The organism is Craterilacuibacter sp. RT1T (assembly GCF_023502145.1).
Classification (GTDB): Bacteria; Pseudomonadota; Gammaproteobacteria; order Burkholderiales; family Chromobacteriaceae; genus Craterilacuibacter.
The window spans coordinates 153,937-171,150 of record NZ_JAMFLI010000004.1 but is presented as its reverse complement, the minus strand read 5'-3'; the positions used below and the strand labels follow the sequence as shown (position 1 = coordinate 171,150).

The window sequence follows — 17,214 nt, the reverse complement described above, 5'->3', positions numbered from 1 at the left end:
CCAAATGGATAATCGTTTTTTCTGGTCATGTGTAACAAAAATACGTTTAGCGTAAATTTACAAATAATCAATAGCGTAAATTTATTACATTAAAGCCAGAATCAAAGCAACTCATCCCATAGCATCCAGATGGCAGTGGTTGCCATCAACATGGCCATGCTGAGGTTGAACAGGCGCAGCCGCTGTGGCTGTTGCAGGTGGTGGCGCAAGCGATCGCCCCCCAGCGCCCACACCGCGATACAGGGCAGGTTCACCAATGCGGTCAGCAGGGACAGAGCCAGCGCGGCAGCAATGGCGCTTTCTTGCTGTGGCATAAACAGAATGGCCGCATTGATGACCATGACCCAGGCTTTGGGGTTAATCCACTGAAAGAGCGCAGCCTCGGTAAAGCCCAGTGGTTGGCTGGCGATGTGGCTGCTGCCCGGTGCCGCGCTATGCGCCAGCTTCCAGGAAAGATACAGCAGATAAGTACAGCCAAGCATGGCCAGCAGGCCTCTGATATTCCCTAGCCAGACCAGAATATGGCCCAGCAAGACCGCAGTAACAAAAAGCTGGAATGCACAGCCCAGGCTGATACCCAGCATATGGGGCAAGGTGCGGCGAAAGCCGAAATTCACGCCTGAGCTGGCCAGCATAATGTTGTTGGGGCCCGGCGTAATCGACATCACGGACATGTAGCTGGTGAAGGCAAGGATTTCTAGCATGACTGTCTTTCTGGGGCATGGGTGACAGATCCATGCTAAGGCGCATATATGTTTGGTAACAGTCGCAGGAATTGGCGATTGTTGTGGTGACAGTTGCAGTATATTGAACACTGTCACCTGACATTTTTCATGCAGCTGTCCCCTTGCCGGATGATCCTTATGCACCAGAATATCCCCCTATACCGCTTGCTCGCCGACGATCTGGAGGCAGCGATAGTCCGCGGCACCTTGCCTAGTGGCGCACGCCTGCCCTCGGTACGGCAGTGTGCCGCACAGCGTGCACTCAGTTTCAATACCGTCACGGCGGCTTACCGCCTGCTGGAGGACAGGGGGCTGATCGAGGCGCGGCCACAATCCGGCTATTACGTTAAAAGCAGCTTGCCCACACCAGAGTCTCCATTACGGGACGAGCCGGGAGACGTACTGATTCAGGCGGCGGAAACGCGGGATCTGGTGGCCGTCGTGTTGCAAAGCCAGCAGCGCGCCGACTATGCCGATCTTGCACTGGCCTGCCCGCGCGGGGCGATATTTTATCCGGGGGATAAACTGGCGCGTCTGGCCGCAGGCATTCTACGCAAGCAACCTTCCCTGATTGCAAGTTATGCCCTGCCGCCGGGATCGGCGCGCTTGCGTGGCCAGATTGCCCGTCGGGGCATGCTGCTGGGTATGCGTTTACGTCCGGAAGACATCATCCTGACCCATGGTGCGATGGAAGCCCTGCAGCTGGCTCTGCGTGCGGTGACGCGTCCGGGCGATACCGTTGGCGTCGAGTCGCCGACTTATTTCAATCTGTACCCGCTTTTGGCCAGTTTGGGGCTGAAGGCGCTGGAAATCCCGACCGACCCGCAGCATGGCTTGTCGCTGGATGTGCTGGAGTTATTGCTGGCGGAAAAGCGGCTGTCTGCCGTGGTGGCCATGCCGACAGTACACAACCCTTTGGGTTGCACGATGTCTTTGGCTAACAAGGCTAGACTGGCGCAATTGATGAGCCGCTATCAGACGCCTTTGATCGAAGATGCGCTTTATGCCGAGTTGCAGTTCGGCAGCACGCTGTCGCCTACCGTCAAATCATTTGATTGCGATGGTTGGGTTATGGTGTGCGCCAGTTATACCAAGACTCTGGCACCGGATTTTCGCATCGGCTGGATGGAGGCGGGCCGTTTTGGCGAGCAAGTGCGCCAGCTGAAATTTACTTCCAGCATTGCCGAGCCCGCTTTGCTGGCGGAAACCGTAGGCCGGTTTCTCGAGAGCGGAGGCTATGACCATCATTTGCGCGTGTTGCGCCGCCTGTATAGCCGGCAGATTGACACCGTCCGCGGCCTGGTCGCGCGCTGGTTTCCTGCCGGTACGCGAGCGACCCGGCCAGCGGGTGGTTTCCTGCTCTGGCTGGAGTTTCCGGAGCGCGTGGACACGTTGCTGCTGTTTCATGCCGCCCTGGCCGAGCGCATCACCATTATGCCCGGCATGCTGTATTCGGCGGGAGCCCGTTACCGTCATTGCCTGCGTCTGTCGTGCTGCCACGAGCTGGACGAGCGCTTTATGGCGGCCTTGCGCCGCCTTGGCGAACTGGCTAGCCGCCAGTGCCGCTCAGCTGCCGTCGTGGACGGGGCCCAATTGCCAGCGCCGCAACTCCTGATAGAGCGGGCCTGAGCGGGTCAGACGGGAAACCACCAGCGACAGGTGGTCGATTTTAAGCAGGGCAAAGCTGTCGGGTGCTGCCGGTGCGCGCGCTGCGGGTGTCGCCTTGCGTAGCAGGGTGACGTGCGGGCGGAAGCGGCGTTCTTCGTAGGGCAAGCCTTGTGTCTTGAGGGCGCTGTTCAGCGCACAGGCGAGCTCCCGGATGCGTGCCGGCGTACGTGTGGGGGCGGCGCAGCCGATACCGCTGGGCCAGACCGCCAGTTTGTCGAGCTTGATCCGGCAAGGTTCGGCCTGGGCTGCGATCTGCCGGCCGATGGCCTCGACGATCGCCAGCTGGCTATGGCTCACTTCACCGACAAAAGCCAGCGTCAGGTGATGCTGGCGTGGCGGCGTTTGCCGGCCGCCATATTCATGATGCAGATGTTCGACTTGCTCATCCAGCCAGCGGGCACAAGGCGCGTCCGGCCAGACGGCAAAAAACAGGCGGTAGGTAGCGGAATCGGTAGGCATGCTGCCGATTATACGATATCGAGGTGATCCAGCCCCGCCAGCGGGTCGTGATTCTTGGCGCCTTCGCTATATAGCTTGATTTTCAGGCGCAGGTCATTGACCGAGTCGGCATTTTTCAGTGCCTCTTCGTAGCTGATTTTCCCTGCTTCAAACAGGTCAAACAGCGATTGGTCAAAAGTCTGCATGCCCTGTTCTCGCGAGCGGCTCATCGCTTCCTTGATGCTGCTGACGTCACCCTTGAAGATCATGTCGGCTATCAGCGGGCTGTTCAGCAGTATCTCGACAGCGGCTACCCTGCCCTTGCCTGATTTATGCGGTATCAGGCGTTGCGACACGATGGCCTTCATATTCAGCGACAGATCCATCAACACTTGCTGGTGACGCTCTTCCGGGAAGAAGTTGAGGATACGGTCCAAGGCCTGGTTGGCATTGTTGGCGTGTAAGGTTGCCAGACACAGATGGCCTGTTTCGGCGAATTGCAGGCCATAGCCCATGGTTTCGCGGTCGCGGATTTCGCCCATCAGAATCACGTCCGGTGCCTGGCGCAGGGTGTTTTTCAGTGCAACTTCCCAGCTTTCGGTATCGACGCCGACTTCACGCTGGGTCACGATGGATTTTTTGTGCGGATGCACATACTCGACCGGATCTTCGATGGTGATGATGTGGTCGGCATTATTGCTGTTACGCCAGTCGACCAGCGCCGCCAGCGAGGTCGATTTGCCCGAACCGGTGCCGCCGACAAAAATAATCAGCCCGCGCTTGATCATGGAGATATCACGCAGCACGAGTGGCAGATCCAGCTGGTCAAAGGTTGGAATTTCGGTATTGATTTTCCTGAGCACCATGCTGGTCTGGCCTTGCTGGATAAAGGCACTGACGCGAAAACGGCCTATGCCCGGCGGGCTGATGGCAAAGTTGGCTTCCTGTGTCGCTTCGAATTCCTCGGTCTGGCGGTCATTCATCACCGAGCGCACCAGTTCGCGCGTGTGCTGTGCGGATAGTGGCTGTGGTGCAACCGGCGTAATTTTGCCGTCTACCTTAAGCGCAGGCGGGAAGTCGGCGGTAATGAAGATATCGGATGCATTGCGGGCGATGGCATGCGACAGCAACTCGTGGATAAATTTGGATGCCTGATCTTTTTGCATAGTGGGCGCTTTCTGGTTCAGAACAGATCTTTTTGCGAGGCTTTGGTACGGGCTTCTGCGGATGTCACCAGATTGCGTCGCACCAGATCTTGCAGGCACTGATCCAGTGTCTGCATGCCGTATTGCTGGCCGGTCTGTATCATCGAATTAATCTGCGCGATCTTGTTTTCGCGTATCAGGTTGCGGATGGCCGGGGTGCCGAGCATGATTTCGTGCGCGGCGACGCGCCCGCCTCCATCCTTGGTCTTGAGCAGGCTTTGCGAGATAACCGCACGGATGGATTCGGACAGCATGGAGCGCACCATATCTTTTTCCGCCCCGGGGAAGACGTCAACGATACGGTCTATGGTCTTGGCCGCGCTGCTGGTGTGCAGGGTGCCGAAAACCAAATGGCCGGTCTCGGCGGCGGTCAGCGCCAGGCGTATGGTGTCCAGATCGCGCAATTCGCCGACCAGAATCACATCCGGGTCTTCGCGCAGCGCAGACTTGAGCGCATTGGCAAAGCTGTGGGTTTGTGCGCCCAGTTCACGCTGGTTGATCAGGCTCTTTTTGCTTTCATGCACGAATTCGATCGGGTCTTCCACCGTCAGAATGTGCGAATAGTGGTTTTCGTTGACGTAGTCGACCATGGCGGCCAGCGTTGTCGACTTACCCGAGCCGGTCGGACCGGTGACCAGCACGATCCCGCGTGGAAACTCGGAGATCTCCTTGAAAATCTTGGGGGCGTTCAAATCATCCAGCGACAGGATTTTGGAAGGAATGACGCGGAATACTGCCGCCATGCCGCGGTTTTGCTGGAAGGCATTGACACGGAAGCGCGCGACGCCGGGCATATCGAAGGAAAAGTCACACTCGAAATGCTCTTCGAATGCCTTGCGCTGATGGTCGTTCATGATGTCGTATACCATGTCATGAACTTCGTGTTGTTCCAGCGCCGGCAGGTTGATGCGGCGAATATCGCCATGCACCCGTATCATGGGCGACAGGCCGGCAGACAGGTGCAGGTCGGATGCCTTGTTCTTGACGGTGAATGCGAGCAGCTCGGAAATTTGCATTTATAATCCCCAATAATTTTTTAGTCGGGCTGTACTTGCTGCCCGCATGGCTGGATATCCACAGATTGTAAGGGCTGAGTCCCGGCTTGGATATTACGGCATGCATTGCATGGGGCATGGGTGCGGTTTTACGTGAACAAACGGGACACACCATGAGCCAGACCATTGCCACGGCCTTGTCTGCCGTGCATCAACGTATTGTTTTGGCTGCCGGCGAGGCCGGGCGGCCACCAGAGGCCATTACGCTACTGGCTGTCAGCAAGACTTTTCCGGCCTCTGCCTTGCGCGAAGCCTATGCCGCCGGCCAGCGCGCCTTTGGTGAAAACTATGTGCAGGAGCTGTCGGCCAAGGCGGCCGAGCTGGCCGATCTTGCCATCGACTGGCATTTCATCGGCCCTTTGCAGTCGAACAAGACGCGGGCTGTGGCCGAAAGCGCACACTGGGTGCATTCGGTCGAGCGCCTGAAAATAGCCGAAAGGCTGTCTGCCCAGCGCCCAGCGCAGCAGCCGGCACTCAATGTCTTGTTGCAAGTGAATGTTTCCGGCGAAGCCAGCAAAAGCGGCTGCACGCCGGAGGAACTGCCGGCGCTGGCACAGGCCGTCGCGGCGCTGCCCGGTCTGCGCTTGCGCGGGCTGATGTGCATTCCCGAGCCGACAGCAGATGCAGCCTTGCTGCGCAGCCGCTTTGCCTTGCTGCGCACACTGCTTGCAACATTGAAGTCCCAGGGACTGGCGCTGGACACCTTGTCCATGGGCATGTCGTCCGATCTTGAGGCTGCCATTCAAGAAGGCAGTACGCTGGTTCGGGTCGGATCGGCCATTTTCGGCGGACGCCATATCAACATTGACGCCGGTATTCCGGCACAAGGGAGAGCAGTATGAAGATCACCTTTATTGGTGGCGGCAATATGGCCACCGCCATTATTGCCGGCTTGGTCAAGCAGCCGGGGCACGCAATCCGCGTGGTCGAGCCGGATAGTGCCAAGCGCCAGATCCTGAGCGCCCAGTATGGGGTGGAGGCACTGGCCGGCTTGCCGGACAGTTTCGCCAGCGACGATGTGGTGCTGCTGGCAGTCAAGCCGCAAAGCCTGAAAGAGGTCTGCCTGACCTTGGCGCCGCGTCTGGGCGGGGCCTTGGTCATTTCCATCGCTGCCGGGGTCGGGGTCGAGGCTTTGTCGCGCTGGTTGTCGGGCAGTGCCCGCATCGTGCGGGTGATGCCGAATACGCCGGCCATGGTGGGCAAGGGCGTGTCTGGCTTGTATGCCGGCGATAGGGTTGGCACAGACGATAGAGCGGCGGCCGAGGCAATTATGCGTGCGGTGGGCGGTGTGGTCTGGCTGCAGGCCGAGGCGGGCATTGACGATATCACCTGCATTTCCGGCAGCGGCCCGGCCTATGTGTTCTATTTCATCGAAAGCATGATAGAGGCGGCGATGGAAACCGGCTTTGACGAAGCCCAGGCGCGCAGCCTGGTCTTGGCCACTTTTGACGGTGCGGTCGAACTGGCGCGCCAGAGCAGTGTGCCGGTGGCGACCCTGCGCCAGAATGTCATGTCCAAGGGGGGCACCACCGAGCGCGCCATTGCGCGCTTCGAGGCCGATGGCGTGAAGGCGGCCATCAAGGCCGGCGCGGTGGACTGCCGTGTGCGTTCGGTCGAATTGGGCCATGAGCTGAGCAAGGACTGAGATGCTGATCAATACCCTGCAATTCCTGATCCGTACCGTTGCCGACCTGTTTGTGCTGGTGTTGCTGCTGCGCTTTTACCTGCAGGTGGTGCGCATGCCGTTTACCCACCCGCTGGCGCAGTTTGTGATGGCGGCGACCAATTTTGCCGTACTGCCGCTGCGCCGACTGCTACCTAGTGTGCGCGGCTACGATACGGCAACCATGTTCATCGCCTGGCTGGTCGGCCTGGTTTCGATTAGTGCCGTACTTCTGCTGGGCCCGATGCCGTTTAATTTTGCCGCACCGCAGACCTGGTTGGGCCTGGCTTTGCTGTCTGTATTGACGCTATTTACCCAATCTGTATATTTGTTAATGGGTGCCGTGCTGGTACAGGCCATTATGAGCTGGGTGAATCCGTATAATCCGCTGGCGCCGATGCTGTCTGCGCTGACCCGACCCTTTTTGCAGCCCTTCTCGTGGGCGCGGATCGGCGGGGCGGATTTGTCGCCCCTGTTGTTGCTCTTGGTACTGCAGGTGATCTTGATGTTGCCGATTCGCTTTCTGGAGCAGACTTTCCTCCAGCAATTGCAACTGGCGTTCTAATGCGGCAAGGCATGCCCGGCGTTGTTTCGGGCATGCCGGCTAATGATAAGGATAATGTATGCGCAAGCCTCTATTGCTGGCGGTATTGTTGAGCGTGACGGCGATGCCGGCCATGGCCAACTTGCAACTGGCGCAAAAAAACAATTGTACCGCCTGCCACGCCGTCGACAGGAAGCTGGTCGGCCCGTCTTATAAGGATGTTGCGGCCCGCTATGCCGGTGACAAAGGTGCCGAAGCCAAGATGGCGGCCAAGATCAAGGCCGGTGGCTCCGGTGTATGGGGACCGGTACCGATGCCGCCTAATCCGCAGATTTCCGACGCCGACGTCAAAGCATTGGCCAAATGGGTCTTAAGCCAGAAGTAAATACTACAGACAAATTTCTCGGGGCAGGGGCAGAACAGCTTGTCCCCGCCCTGAGACAGAACTATAAATGCGTGCAGATTCCGACCCCTTATTGGCAGGCTAGGCCAGTAAATGTTGCCTTTTGGCCATGCCGTCGGTAATCTTCCACGCCTGTCTGCCCACTCTCTAGCTGGAAGAACCCATTATGGCCAAACTGACCGAACAGGAAATCCTCAACTGGGATGGCGAAGATTACATGAACGCCGACCAGCTCGAGTTTTTCAAAGAGCTGCTGCTGCAAATGCAGCAGGAACTGGTGAACAACGCCAACGCCACGGCCAATCACCTGCAAGAGCAGGAATCGACGCCGGATCCAGCCGATCGTGCCACGCTGGAAGAAGAGTATGCGCTCGAGCTGCGTACCCGCGACCGTGAACGCAAGCTGCTGCAGAAGATCCAGGCATCCTTGCGCCAGATCGAAGACGGCTCCTATGGCTATTGCGAAGATACCGGTGAAATCATTGGTCTGCGCCGCCTGATGGCGCGTCCGACGGCAACCTTGTCGGTCGAGGCGCAAGAGCGTCGCGAACGCATGAAGCGCCAGTACGCAGACTAAAACCAGCAATAGCAGGTGCTGTACGAGGCCGGGACACTTGATTATGTGTCTTGGCCTTTTTGCTTTTTTGCGCAGATTATTCTGTATACAGGCCAAAAACAAACACAAAACGGGGCATGTTTTTAAGTTTTTAAATGCTTTTGAGCATTTAAATTGCCAAGCAATAAAATGACATTTGCGATAAGGGCTTGGCGTGTCGCTGCGGTACGGGTATTGTTCTTGCAACAAATCAAGAACAAAAGGAAGTGCCACCATGCAACGACAAACCGACGACGTCAGAATCCGCCAGATCAAGGAACTGCTGCCTCCGATCGCGCATCTGTATGAATTGCCGCTGACCGAGCCGGCCTCCGAAGTCATCTACCACACCCGGCGCGAGATCAGCGCCCTGCTGCGCGGCGAAGACGACCGCCTGCTGGTGGTGATCGGCCCCTGCTCCATCCACGATACCCAAGCCGCCAAAGAGTACGCCAGCCGCTTGCTGGCGCTGCGCGAGGCGTATAGCCGCGATCTGGTCGTGGTGATGCGGGTCTACTTTGAAAAGCCGCGCACCACGGTGGGCTGGAAAGGGCTGATCAACGACCCGCGCATGGACGAGTCCTTCGATATCAACGCCGGTTTGCGCATTGCACGCCGCCTGCTGCTGGAGCTGAACCAGATGGGGATGCCGGCGGCAACCGAATTCCTCGACATGATTACCCCGCAGTATTTCGCCGACCTGATCAGCTGGGGCGCCATCGGTGCGCGCACCACCGAAAGTCAGGTGCACCGCGAACTGGCATCCGGCCTGTCGTGCCCGGTCGGCTTCAAGAACGGCACCGACGGTAATCTGCGTATCGCCATCGACGCCATTCGCGCCGCCAGTGCGCCGCATCACTTCCTGTCGGTCACCAAGGCCGGCCACTCTGCCATTGTTGAAACCGGCGGCAACCCGGATTGCCATGTGATTTTGCGTGGCGGCAAGGAGCCCAACTACTCGGCCGAGCATGTGAATGCGGCCGCTGCCGAGCTGGCCGGTGTGGGCCTGGCGCAGAAACTGATGGTGGACTTCAGCCACGCCAACAGCCGCAAGGACTATCGCCGCCAGATGGAAGTGGCGCAGGATGTGGCCGGGCAGATGGCTGCCGGCAACAGCCATATTTACGGCGTGATGGTCGAAAGCCATCTGGAGGCCGGCCGTCAGGATCTCAAGCCCGGCTGCGAGCTGAAATACGGCCAGAGCATTACCGATGCCTGCATAGGCTGGAGCGACACCGAAAACCTGCTGAAGATGCTGGCCGAAGCAGTACAGGCGCGGCGCAGCAAGCTGGGTGTAGCATCCGGCAAGTAAGCTGTTGCGCTGAGATGACATCGCCCGCTGTTGCGGGCGATGTGCTTTTGGGCGCCTCAAGGCAAGGACTAGTCCTTGCCCAAGATGCCGCCGAAGCCGCCCAGCAGGCTGCCTTGTTCGTTGCTGCTGCCACCGGCCTTGGGGGCGGAGGAGATAATGCGGTCGGCCATGCGCGATAGCGGCAGGCTTTGCAGCCACACCATGCCCGGGCCGGTCATGCGGGCAAAGAACAGCCCTTCGCCGCCGAACAGCGCGCTTTTCACCTTGCCCACATATTCGATATCGAAGCTGATCGTAGGCTGATAGGCCACCACACAGCCGGTGTCGACGCGCAGCGTCTCGCCCGGTGCCAGCCGGCGCTGGGTCAGTGTGCCGCCGGCGTGCAGGAAGGCGTAACCGTCGCCCTCCAGCTTCTGCATGATGAAGCCCTCGCCGCCGAACAGGCCGGCACCCAGCCGCTTTTGCAGTGCGATGCCGAGGCTGACCCCCTTGGCCGCGCACAAAAAGCTGTCTTTTTGCGCAATCAGCGTGCCGCCCAGCTCCAGCAGGTGGATGGGGACAATCTTGCCCGGATAGCTGGCGGAGAATGCCATTTTGCGCTTGCTATGGCCTTCATTGACAAACACCGTGGTAAAGACCGATTCGCCGGTCAGCAGGCGCTTGCCCGCGCCCATCAGCTTGCCCATCAGGCCGGACTGGCCAGCCGAGCCATCACCGAACACGGTGTCCATCGCGATGCCGTCTTCCATGTAGTACATCGCGCCGGCTTCGCCCACGGCGGCCTCGCCCGGGTCCAGCTCGACCTCGACATACTGCATGCTCTCGCCGAAGATCTCGAAATCGATGACATCCATGCTCATTGCTCATCCTCCTTGCGTTTGCCGTGGCCGGCGAACATCACCCACAAATGAAAAGCCATGCCGGCCAGCGGCACCAGTGCCAGCAAAATCACGAAGAACCACTCGAATGGGGTCAACAGCTCGCTCATGCTTATGCCTGTAAAGTGCGGTAAAACATGATGCTACCTGCCGCCGTGCCTATTTGTCATGCCTGTTTTAATAGTGCTGCTTGCGGGCATCCAGCGCGGGTGCCAGTGCGCCGGCCTGAGCCAGCAGCAGCAGACCACCGGCAGTGGACAGGTCGCCGATAAACAAAATCCATTGCGTCTCGTTGCTGAAATCATGGTGGAAAATCAGCGCAGCCATAATGGAAAACAGCGCCAGCAGCGGAGCAAACCAGCGCACTTTCCAGCCCAGAAGAATGGCCATGCCGCCACCGACTTCGAGCAGGATGACCAGCGGCAACAGCGAGGTTGGCACATGAAAGGCCTGCATATAGGCCGCCGTGCCATCGTAGTTGATGATCTTGCCCAAGCCGGCAAGAATGAAAAACTGGGCCAGTAAAATGCGGGCGGCCAGATTGAGCAAGGTATTCATGGTAGAGCCTCCCAGCGTTGGTGGACTGCTCTACCGGTTTAGCAGTATTGCCTTTGTTTAGAGGCGGATCTTCAATGTACTGCTGTCAGCCTCGGCTTGGCAGGCCAGTGCCCAGCCTTCGGCCAGCTCGGCATCGGACAGTACCAGGTTGTCGTGCAGCTTCACCTTGCCCTCGGTCACCTTGCACTTGCAGGCACCGCAAGCGCCGGCTCGGCAGCCGCTGGGTGGCTTGAGCCCGGCGCGTTCCATGCTGTCCAGTAGCCGTTCGCCCACTCCGGTTTCGAGCCGATGTTCGCGCCCGCCTGTTTCCACATGCAAGGTGGTGCCGGACGCCTTGCCCTTGGTGCTGCCGGTTGTGGTTTGGCCGAAGCGCTCGACATGGATGCGCGATGCCTCCATGCCCAGATCATGCAGCGCGCACTCGGCCGCCTGCATAAAGGGCGCGGGGCCGCAGATAAAGGCCTCGGCTTGTTGCCAGCCTTTGGCCAGATTCGCCAGTGTGCTTGTATTCAGATAGCCATCACGCCCATCCAGATGAAGATGGAGCGATAAGCGCTGCGGATAGGCCTGCTGCAGGTGGGCAAGCTCGGATGCAAAGATGACCGAGTCTGCATCGCGGTTGGCGTAGATCAGCCGGATACGGGCACGGCCTGCGGCCAGCGCCTCATTCAGGATGGAGAACACCGGCGTGATGCCGCTGCCGGCGGCGATCAGCAGCAGGTCGCATCCCGCATGCTCCACCACAAAGCGGCCAGCCGGCGGCATCACCTCCAGCATGTCGCCGGTTTTCAGTTCGCTATTGAGCCAGCCCGAGACCACGCCGCCCGCTACGCGCTTGACGGTAATGCGCGGTTGCGTGGCATCCGGTGCGCTGGAGAAGGAATAGCAGCGCCACAGCGTGCCTTGTGGCGTGGGGGCGGCCAGTGTCAGAAACTGGCCGGCGCGGTAGCTAAAGCGCGCACGCAGGGTATCGGGCAGATCGAAGCGGATGCTGACCGTGTCGGCCGTTTCGCGCCGGATGTCGGCCACGCGCAGCGTCAGCGTGTTTCCATCAGCAGCCCCGCCGCCCGACGGGCCGGCGGGTGGCTGCGCGGTGGGTCCTGCGGGCGGGGTCGGCTTGCCGCCGAACATGGCCCAGGCCTGGCGGCGGCGGTAGAGCAGCAGCCAGCCCAGGTGCAGGCCTACCAGCGTGAGCGTGGCGTTGGCCAGCCATTCATGCACCTCGTCGGCGTCCTTGAGCAGGCCGCCTGCGTCATCGTAGTCGCCGTCATCGTCGGCCTGTGCCGCCGGGATCACGGTGGAGAGCCCCTCGGACAGGGCCGCGCGATTGTCTATCATCGTCACGCCGATGATCAGGGTGGAGACAAAGCCCAGTACCAGGCCCAGCGTCAGCACCTTGCCGGCAAGTGCGCGGCCCGGTTTTTTCCACTGGCTGGCGGAGGGGAGCAGCGCGGGGAAGCCGCGGGCACGGACGATGGCCAGCAGCAGGCGAGCTGCCAGCAGCACGATCAGGCCGTAGCCCAGCCAGACATGGGCAAGTTCGGCGTCGTCGCCGGTGAGATAGGCCGCGCCAAAGGCGATGGCCAATAGCCAGTGATAGAGGCGGAAGCGCGAGAAGGGGTTCATGGCGGGATCCTGCGGTCGTTTGAATGCCATCAGTCTATTTGGCGAGGCTTAACCTAGCATTAAGCGTGATACTGTTTGCATTCTTAATGGGTGCTTAAGCTTGGCTGTGTATTCTCAATGCATTGAACGCAAGGGAGAAAATCGATGAAATATCCGCTGATCGCGCTGGCCTGCCTGCTGGCAGGTGCGGCGCAAGCCGAAACCCCCGCCGGTCTGCTCAAGAGTTACGAGCAGCAGGCGCGCCAGGAAAACCCCAAGTTTGCCGGCTTTTCCGCCGGGCGCGGCAAGGCGCTGTACTACAGCCAGTCGCAGGCCAGCGGCAAGAGCATGAGCTGCACCACCTGTCACAGCGCCGACCCGAAAAAGGCCGGCAAGACCCCGGCTTTCCGCAAGATCGAGCCGCTGGCGCCGTCGGCGCAGGCCGACCGCTTCACCGATATGAAAAAGGTGGAGAAGTGGTTCCGCCGCAACTGCGACGACGTGTTCAAGCGCGAATGCACGACGCAGGAAAAAGGTGATTTTGTCAGCTGGATCATCACGGTCAAATAAGGGGATGTCCATGAAAGCCAGAGCCTGTAGTCTTGCCCTGCTCCTGATGGCGCTGGGCGCCGGTTTTGCCGTGGCGGGTGACGATGGCGAGAAAAAGTATAAGCGTCCCAAACAGCTTTCCGTGCCCTTGTCCGCGCCCAAGGTGTGGAGCGCCGAATGCGGCAGTTGCCATATCGCCTATCCGCCGGGGCTATTGCCGCCGGCCGCGTGGAAGCGGCAGATGGACACGCTGAACAAGCACTATGGCAGCAACGCGACGCTGGATGCGGCCGACGAGCAGGCGATCCGCGATTTCCTGGCCGCCACCTCGACCGTCAACCGCCTGCCGCTGGAGCCTTCGCCCAAGGCCGGCGAGCCGCCGCGCATCTCGACGACCGCATGGTTTATCCGCAAGCACGATGAAGTCAGGGCGGATGTGTGGCGGCGAAAATCAGTGGGCAGCGCAGCCAACTGTGTCGCCTGCCATGCCGGTGCGGAAAAGGGCGATTTCGACGACGACCGCGTGCAGATCCCGAAATAGGCGCTGGCCTTGCCATAAAAAACGCCGCGCCCTTCTAGGGGCGCGGCGTTTTGCTGTGTGGATGCAGCCGATTTATTTCACGATCTGCGCCAGCTGACCCTTGGCATAGCGTTCGGCCATGGTGTCGAGGTTGAGCGCCTTGATCTTGCTGGCCTGACCACAGGCACCAAAGGCTTCATAGCGGGCGATGCAGATATCGCGCATGGCGTTGGTCGAGGCGATCAGGAATTTGCGCGGATCGAATTCGGACGGATGCTCGGCCAGGAAGCGGCGCACGGCACCGGTGGACGCCAGACGCAGGTCGGTATCGATATTCACCTTGCGCACGCCGTACTTGATGCCTTCGACAATTTCTTCTACCGGTACGCCGTAGGTTTCCGGCATTTCGCCGCCGAATTCATTGATGATCTTCAGCCACTCCTGCGGCACGCTGGACGAGCCGTGCATCACCAGGTGGGTGTTCGGGATGCGGGCGTGGATTTCCTTGATGCGGTCGATGCGCAGCACGTCGCCGGTCGGCTTTTTGGTGAACTTGTACGCGCCGTGGCTGGTGCCGATGGCGATCGCCAGCGCATCCACGCCGGTGTCCTTGACGAACTGGGCGGCTTCTTCCGGGTCGGTCAACAGCTGGCTATGATCGAGCACGCCTTCGGCGCCGACGCCATCTTCTTCACCGGCCATACCGGTTTCCAGAGAGCCCAGACAGCCGATTTCACCTTCCACCGACACGCCGCAGGCGTGAGCGAAGTTGACTACGGTGCGGGTCACATCGGCGTTATAGGCATAGTCGGCCGGGGTCTTGCCGTCGCTCTTGAGCGAGCCGTCCATCATTACCGAGGAGAAGCCCAGCTGGATCGAGCGCTGGCATACGTCCGGGCTGGTGCCGTGATCCTGGTGCATCACCACCGGGATATGCGGGAATTCTTCGATGGCCGCCAGAATCATATGGCGCAGGAAAGGCGCGCCCGCGTATTTGCGCGCACCGGCCGAAGCCTGCACGATTACCGGTGCGTCGCACTTGTCGGCCGCTTCCATAATCGCGCGCATCTGCTCGAGGTTATTGACGTTGAACGCCGGCAGGCCATAGGAAAATTCTGCCGCATGGTCCAGCAGCTGTCGCATCGAAACGAGTGCCATCTCTATCTCCGTGTGTTGCGGCAGCGGCCTGATGGCCGCTGCCAATCCGATTCTTCAATATTGGCCGCCCGTGGGCCGCCCGTTCTGCATCAGTGCCGCGAGACCGCGGTCAGCGCGACGCCCGCCAGGCCAAAAGCACCACCGGCTGCGCGGTTCATCCATTTCAGCCGCTTGGGGCTGTCCAGCCACACCCGGAGCCGCGCACCGCCGCCGGCATAGGCAAACTGCCAGCTGGTCTCGATCACATAAAAAGTCGCCGCGAGTATCGCCAGTTGCGGGCCTTGCGGCAAGCGCGAATCCATAAACTGCGGGAACAGTGCGGCAAAAAATACAAAGGCCTTGGGGTTGCTCATCGCCACCAGAAAGCCGGTGGAAAAACGCTGCCATGCCGCACCGTGCGGCACGGCGTCGTCGCTGCTAAGCGGCTGTGGCGGCGCGCGCCAGGTCTTGATCCCCAGATAGATCAGATAGGCGGCACCGCTGTATTTCACCACGGCAAATGCCGTTTCCGATGCGGCTAAGAGTGCCCCGAGGCCCGCGGCCGAGCCGGCCATGATCAGCCCCAGCGCCGACAATAAACCCAGCAGCGTCGGCAGCGTATGGCGTACGCCGTAGCGTATGCCGTGGTTCAGCGCCAGCAGCATATTCGGCCCCGGCGTGGCCGAGACGAAAAACACCGTTACTACATAGAGTAGCCAGGTTTCCAGGGGCATTTTTACGCCTAATGTATTGGTTAATGCGTAAGTTTATGCGATACGCGCGAACAAGGCCATGCGGCCCTCACCCCCGGCCCCTCTCCCGCAAGCGGGCGAGGGGAGATGGCTGCCGCAAAACAGCCTACCAATATCCTTCTCCCGCAGCGGGAGAAGGTGGCGCGTTAGCGCCGGATGAGGGTTGGGCGCGCTCGGGCAGTATCCACTCCGCCAGCTCCGCATTCGCTCACAGCCGAGCCTACCCAATCCTTCTCCCGCCAGCGGGAGAAGGTGGCGCGCTAGCGCCGATTGAGGCTAGGCATGTCCGGGCAGCCTCCGCCCCGCCAGCCTCAGCATCCGTCCGTCGCAGAACCTACCCAATCCTTCTCCCGCCCGCGGGAGAAGGTGGCGCGTTAGCGCCGGATGAGGGTCAGGCGCGTTCGGCCAGGATCGCGACTGCCGGCAGCTCTTTGCCTTCGAGGAACTCGAGGAAGGCGCCGCCGCCGGTCGAGATGTAGCTGATCTTGTCGGTGACACCGAACTTGGCGATCGCCGACAGTGTGTCGCCGCCACCGGCGATGGAGAAGGCCTTGGAGTCGGCAATCGCCTCGGCCAGCGTGCGCGTGCCGTGGCTGAACTGCTCGAACTCAAACACGCCGACCGGGCCGTTCCATACCACGGTGCCGGCCTTGGCCACGATCTCGGCCAGCTCTTTGGCCGAATCCGGGCCGATGTCGAGGATCATGTCGTCGCGGGTGACATCGGCCACGTTTTTCAGCGTGTCTTCGGCGTTCTCGGAGAATTCCGGCGCGCACACCACATCGCTTGGCAGCGGCACTTCGCCGCCATGGGCGCGGATTTTTTCGATTACTTTTTTCGCTTCGCCGACCAGATCGGCCTCGGCCAGACTCTTGCCGATATTCTTGCCTTCGGCCAGCAAGAAGGTGTTGGCGATGCCGCCGCCGACGATCAGCTGGTCGACCTTGTCGGCCAGCGATTCGAGAATGGTCAGCTTGGTCGATACCTTGGAGCCGGCCACAATCGCCACCAGCGGACGTGCCGGTGCTTGCAGTGCCTTGCCCAGCGCCAACAGCTCTGCGGTCAGCAGCACGCCGGCGCAGGCGACCGGCGCGAACCTGGCGACCGCATGAGTGGAGGCTTCGGCGCGGTGCGCGGTGCCGAAGGCATCGTTGACGAACACATCGCACAGGCTGGCATAAGCCTTGCCCAGTTCCTCGTTATTCTTCTTTTCGCCCTTGTTCAGGCGCACATTCTCCAGCATCACCACGTCGCCAGGCGTAAGTTCGATGCCCGCCTGCCAGTCAGCCACGACTTTTACGTCCTGCGCCAACAGTTCGGACAGGCGCTTGGCGACCGGGGAGAGGCTGTCTTCCGGCTTGGGCTCACCCTCGGTTGGACGGCCGAGGTGGGTCATCAGAATCACGCTGGCACCGGCTTTCAGACAGTGCAGGATGGAGGGCAGGGAAGCACGGATACGGGTGTCGTCGCCGATGATGCCGTTCTTCACCGGCACGTTCATATCGACGCGGATCAGCACGCGTTGCCCGGCGAGATTCTGTTCAGTCAGCTTCTTGAATTGCATGTGCGCTCCGATAAGGGGAATGGGGAGTCGGAAATGGGGAACA

The 17,214-nt window shown here is 60.2% G+C and carries 20 protein-coding genes; 9 read left to right on the top strand and 11 right to left on the bottom strand.

The window, feature by feature from the left end; all coding sequences use genetic code 11:
- Positions 1-101 precede the first annotated feature (101 nt).
- Entirely contained in the window at positions 102-704 is a 603-nt protein-coding gene (locus tag M3P88_RS08820) for a LysE family translocator (RefSeq protein WP_249615681.1), read from the bottom strand.
- A gap of 159 nt (positions 705-863) precedes the next feature.
- Between M3P88_RS08820 and M3P88_RS08815 the strand changes: the two genes are divergently transcribed.
- The gene (locus tag M3P88_RS08815; RefSeq protein WP_249615680.1) at positions 864-2,354 is read left to right on the top strand and encodes an aminotransferase-like domain-containing protein; all 1,491 of its coding nucleotides are present in this window, start codon (positions 864-866) and stop codon (positions 2,352-2,354) included.
- On the opposite strand, the gene thpR is transcribed toward M3P88_RS08815, so the two are convergent.
- The 3 genes from thpR to M3P88_RS08800 are packed head-to-tail and all read right to left on the bottom strand — an operon-like array spanning position 2,292 to position 5,052.
- Positions 2,292-2,852, bottom strand: a complete 561-nt coding sequence (thpR, locus tag M3P88_RS08810; protein ID WP_249615679.1) for an RNA 2',3'-cyclic phosphodiesterase — start codon at positions 2,850-2,852, stop codon at positions 2,292-2,294. The genes M3P88_RS08815 and thpR overlap by 63 nt on opposite strands.
- 8 nt (positions 2,853-2,860) lie before the next feature.
- Positions 2,861-3,997 carry a PilT/PilU family type 4a pilus ATPase gene (locus tag M3P88_RS08805; protein ID WP_249615678.1) on the bottom strand — a complete coding sequence of 379 codons (1,137 nt, stop codon included), beginning with the start codon at positions 3,995-3,997 and terminating at the stop codon, positions 2,861-2,863.
- A 17-nt stretch (positions 3,998-4,014) separates the two neighbouring features.
- A complete protein-coding gene (locus M3P88_RS08800; protein ID WP_249615677.1) occupies positions 4,015-5,052 on the bottom strand; it encodes a type IV pilus twitching motility protein PilT in 1,038 nt (345 codons plus the stop codon).
- Positions 5,053-5,204: 152 nt separating this feature from the next.
- Between M3P88_RS08800 and M3P88_RS08795 the strand changes: the two genes are divergently transcribed.
- From M3P88_RS08795 to aroG, 6 genes are all read left to right on the top strand, one after another.
- Positions 5,205-5,933, top strand: coding sequence for a YggS family pyridoxal phosphate-dependent enzyme (locus M3P88_RS08795; protein ID WP_249615676.1), 729 nt, complete (start codon positions 5,205-5,207; stop codon positions 5,931-5,933).
- Complete coding sequence (proC, locus tag M3P88_RS08790; RefSeq protein ID WP_249615675.1) at positions 5,930-6,736, top strand: pyrroline-5-carboxylate reductase; 807 nt, start codon at positions 5,930-5,932, stop codon at positions 6,734-6,736. The genes M3P88_RS08795 and proC overlap by 4 nt, the downstream gene beginning before the upstream one ends.
- Position 6,737: 1 nt before the next feature.
- Positions 6,738-7,319: a YggT family protein gene (locus M3P88_RS08785; RefSeq protein ID WP_249615674.1), complete on the top strand. Its 582-nt coding sequence runs from the start codon at positions 6,738-6,740 to the stop codon at positions 7,317-7,319.
- Positions 7,320-7,377: 58 nt separating this feature from the next.
- Positions 7,378-7,683 carry a c-type cytochrome gene (locus M3P88_RS08780; RefSeq protein ID WP_249615673.1) on the top strand — a complete coding sequence of 102 codons (306 nt, stop codon included), beginning with the start codon at positions 7,378-7,380 and terminating at the stop codon, positions 7,681-7,683.
- A gap of 184 nt (positions 7,684-7,867) precedes the next feature.
- Positions 7,868-8,278 carry an RNA polymerase-binding protein DksA gene (gene dksA, locus M3P88_RS08775; RefSeq protein ID WP_124735495.1) on the top strand — a complete coding sequence of 137 codons (411 nt, stop codon included), beginning with the start codon at positions 7,868-7,870 and terminating at the stop codon, positions 8,276-8,278.
- A 253-nt stretch (positions 8,279-8,531) separates the two neighbouring features.
- Entirely contained in the window at positions 8,532-9,608 is a 1,077-nt protein-coding gene (gene aroG / locus M3P88_RS08770; RefSeq protein ID WP_249615672.1) for a 3-deoxy-7-phosphoheptulonate synthase AroG, read from the top strand.
- Positions 9,609-9,676: 68 nt separating this feature from the next.
- Here aroG and M3P88_RS08765 read toward each other — a convergent pair whose 3' ends face one another.
- From M3P88_RS08765 to M3P88_RS08755, 4 genes are all read right to left on the bottom strand, one after another.
- Positions 9,677-10,468 carry a TIGR00266 family protein gene (locus M3P88_RS08765; protein WP_249615671.1) on the bottom strand — a complete coding sequence of 264 codons (792 nt, stop codon included), beginning with the start codon at positions 10,466-10,468 and terminating at the stop codon, positions 9,677-9,679.
- Positions 10,465-10,596, bottom strand: coding sequence for a hypothetical protein (locus tag M3P88_RS15930; protein WP_283773155.1), 132 nt, complete (start codon positions 10,594-10,596; stop codon positions 10,465-10,467). Before M3P88_RS15930 ends, M3P88_RS08765 begins: the two co-directional genes overlap by 4 nt.
- 67 nt (positions 10,597-10,663) lie before the next feature.
- Positions 10,664-11,044 (bottom strand): DoxX family protein, encoded by a 381-nt coding sequence (locus M3P88_RS08760; RefSeq protein WP_249615670.1) that lies wholly within the window; start codon positions 11,042-11,044, stop codon positions 10,664-10,666.
- Positions 11,045-11,101: 57 nt separating this feature from the next.
- Positions 11,102-12,670, bottom strand: a complete 1,569-nt coding sequence (locus M3P88_RS08755; protein WP_249615669.1) for a 2Fe-2S iron-sulfur cluster-binding protein — start codon at positions 12,668-12,670, stop codon at positions 11,102-11,104.
- Between the two features lie 144 nt (positions 12,671-12,814).
- Between M3P88_RS08755 and M3P88_RS08750 the strand changes: the two genes are divergently transcribed.
- Both M3P88_RS08750 and M3P88_RS08745 read left to right on the top strand, forming a co-directional pair.
- Complete coding sequence (locus M3P88_RS08750; protein ID WP_249615668.1) at positions 12,815-13,219, top strand: DUF1924 domain-containing protein; 405 nt, start codon at positions 12,815-12,817, stop codon at positions 13,217-13,219.
- A 10-nt stretch (positions 13,220-13,229) separates the two neighbouring features.
- On the top strand, positions 13,230-13,739 hold the full coding sequence (locus M3P88_RS08745; protein ID WP_249615667.1) for a diheme cytochrome c: 510 nt from the start codon (positions 13,230-13,232) through the stop codon (positions 13,737-13,739).
- Positions 13,740-13,811: 72 nt separating this feature from the next.
- Here M3P88_RS08745 and fba read toward each other — a convergent pair whose 3' ends face one another.
- The 3 genes from fba to M3P88_RS08730 form a co-directional block, all read right to left on the bottom strand.
- Positions 13,812-14,876, bottom strand: a complete 1,065-nt coding sequence (gene fba, locus M3P88_RS08740; RefSeq protein ID WP_249615666.1) for a class II fructose-bisphosphate aldolase — start codon at positions 14,874-14,876, stop codon at positions 13,812-13,814.
- 89 nt (positions 14,877-14,965) lie between these two features.
- Positions 14,966-15,589, bottom strand: coding sequence for a LysE family translocator (locus M3P88_RS08735; RefSeq protein ID WP_249615665.1), 624 nt, complete (start codon positions 15,587-15,589; stop codon positions 14,966-14,968).
- Positions 15,590-15,998: 409 nt separating this feature from the next.
- Positions 15,999-17,171, bottom strand: a complete 1,173-nt coding sequence (locus M3P88_RS08730) for a phosphoglycerate kinase (RefSeq protein WP_249615664.1) — start codon at positions 17,169-17,171, stop codon at positions 15,999-16,001.
- Between the last annotated feature and the right edge of the window lie 43 nt (positions 17,172-17,214).

Coding starts and splice junctions, on each gene's coding strand:
- M3P88_RS08820 (WP_249615681.1), bottom strand. CDS start 704: ATGCTAGAAATCCTTGCCTTCACCAGCTACATGTCCGTGATGTCGATT.
- M3P88_RS08815 (WP_249615680.1), top strand. CDS start 864: ATGCACCAGAATATCCCCCTATACCGCTTGCTCGCCGACGATCTGGAG.
- thpR (WP_249615679.1), bottom strand. CDS start 2,852: ATGCCTACCGATTCCGCTACCTACCGCCTGTTTTTTGCCGTCTGGCCG.
- M3P88_RS08805 (WP_249615678.1), bottom strand. CDS start 3,997: ATGCAAAAAGATCAGGCATCCAAATTTATCCACGAGTTGCTGTCGCAT.
- M3P88_RS08800 (WP_249615677.1), bottom strand. CDS start 5,052: ATGCAAATTTCCGAGCTGCTCGCATTCACCGTCAAGAACAAGGCATCC.
- M3P88_RS08795 (WP_249615676.1), top strand. CDS start 5,205: ATGAGCCAGACCATTGCCACGGCCTTGTCTGCCGTGCATCAACGTATT.
- proC (WP_249615675.1), top strand. CDS start 5,930: ATGAAGATCACCTTTATTGGTGGCGGCAATATGGCCACCGCCATTATT.
- M3P88_RS08785 (WP_249615674.1), top strand. CDS start 6,738: ATGCTGATCAATACCCTGCAATTCCTGATCCGTACCGTTGCCGACCTG.
- M3P88_RS08780 (WP_249615673.1), top strand. CDS start 7,378: ATGCGCAAGCCTCTATTGCTGGCGGTATTGTTGAGCGTGACGGCGATG.
- dksA (WP_124735495.1), top strand. CDS start 7,868: ATGGCCAAACTGACCGAACAGGAAATCCTCAACTGGGATGGCGAAGAT.
- aroG (WP_249615672.1), top strand. CDS start 8,532: ATGCAACGACAAACCGACGACGTCAGAATCCGCCAGATCAAGGAACTG.
- M3P88_RS08765 (WP_249615671.1), bottom strand. CDS start 10,468: ATGAGCATGGATGTCATCGATTTCGAGATCTTCGGCGAGAGCATGCAG.
- M3P88_RS15930 (WP_283773155.1), bottom strand. CDS start 10,596: ATGAGCGAGCTGTTGACCCCATTCGAGTGGTTCTTCGTGATTTTGCTG.
- M3P88_RS08760 (WP_249615670.1), bottom strand. CDS start 11,044: ATGAATACCTTGCTCAATCTGGCCGCCCGCATTTTACTGGCCCAGTTT.
- M3P88_RS08755 (WP_249615669.1), bottom strand. CDS start 12,670: ATGAACCCCTTCTCGCGCTTCCGCCTCTATCACTGGCTATTGGCCATC.
- M3P88_RS08750 (WP_249615668.1), top strand. CDS start 12,815: ATGAAATATCCGCTGATCGCGCTGGCCTGCCTGCTGGCAGGTGCGGCG.
- M3P88_RS08745 (WP_249615667.1), top strand. CDS start 13,230: ATGAAAGCCAGAGCCTGTAGTCTTGCCCTGCTCCTGATGGCGCTGGGC.
- fba (WP_249615666.1), bottom strand. CDS start 14,876: ATGGCACTCGTTTCGATGCGACAGCTGCTGGACCATGCGGCAGAATTT.
- M3P88_RS08735 (WP_249615665.1), bottom strand. CDS start 15,589: ATGCCCCTGGAAACCTGGCTACTCTATGTAGTAACGGTGTTTTTCGTC.
- M3P88_RS08730 (WP_249615664.1), bottom strand. CDS start 17,171: ATGCAATTCAAGAAGCTGACTGAACAGAATCTCGCCGGGCAACGCGTG.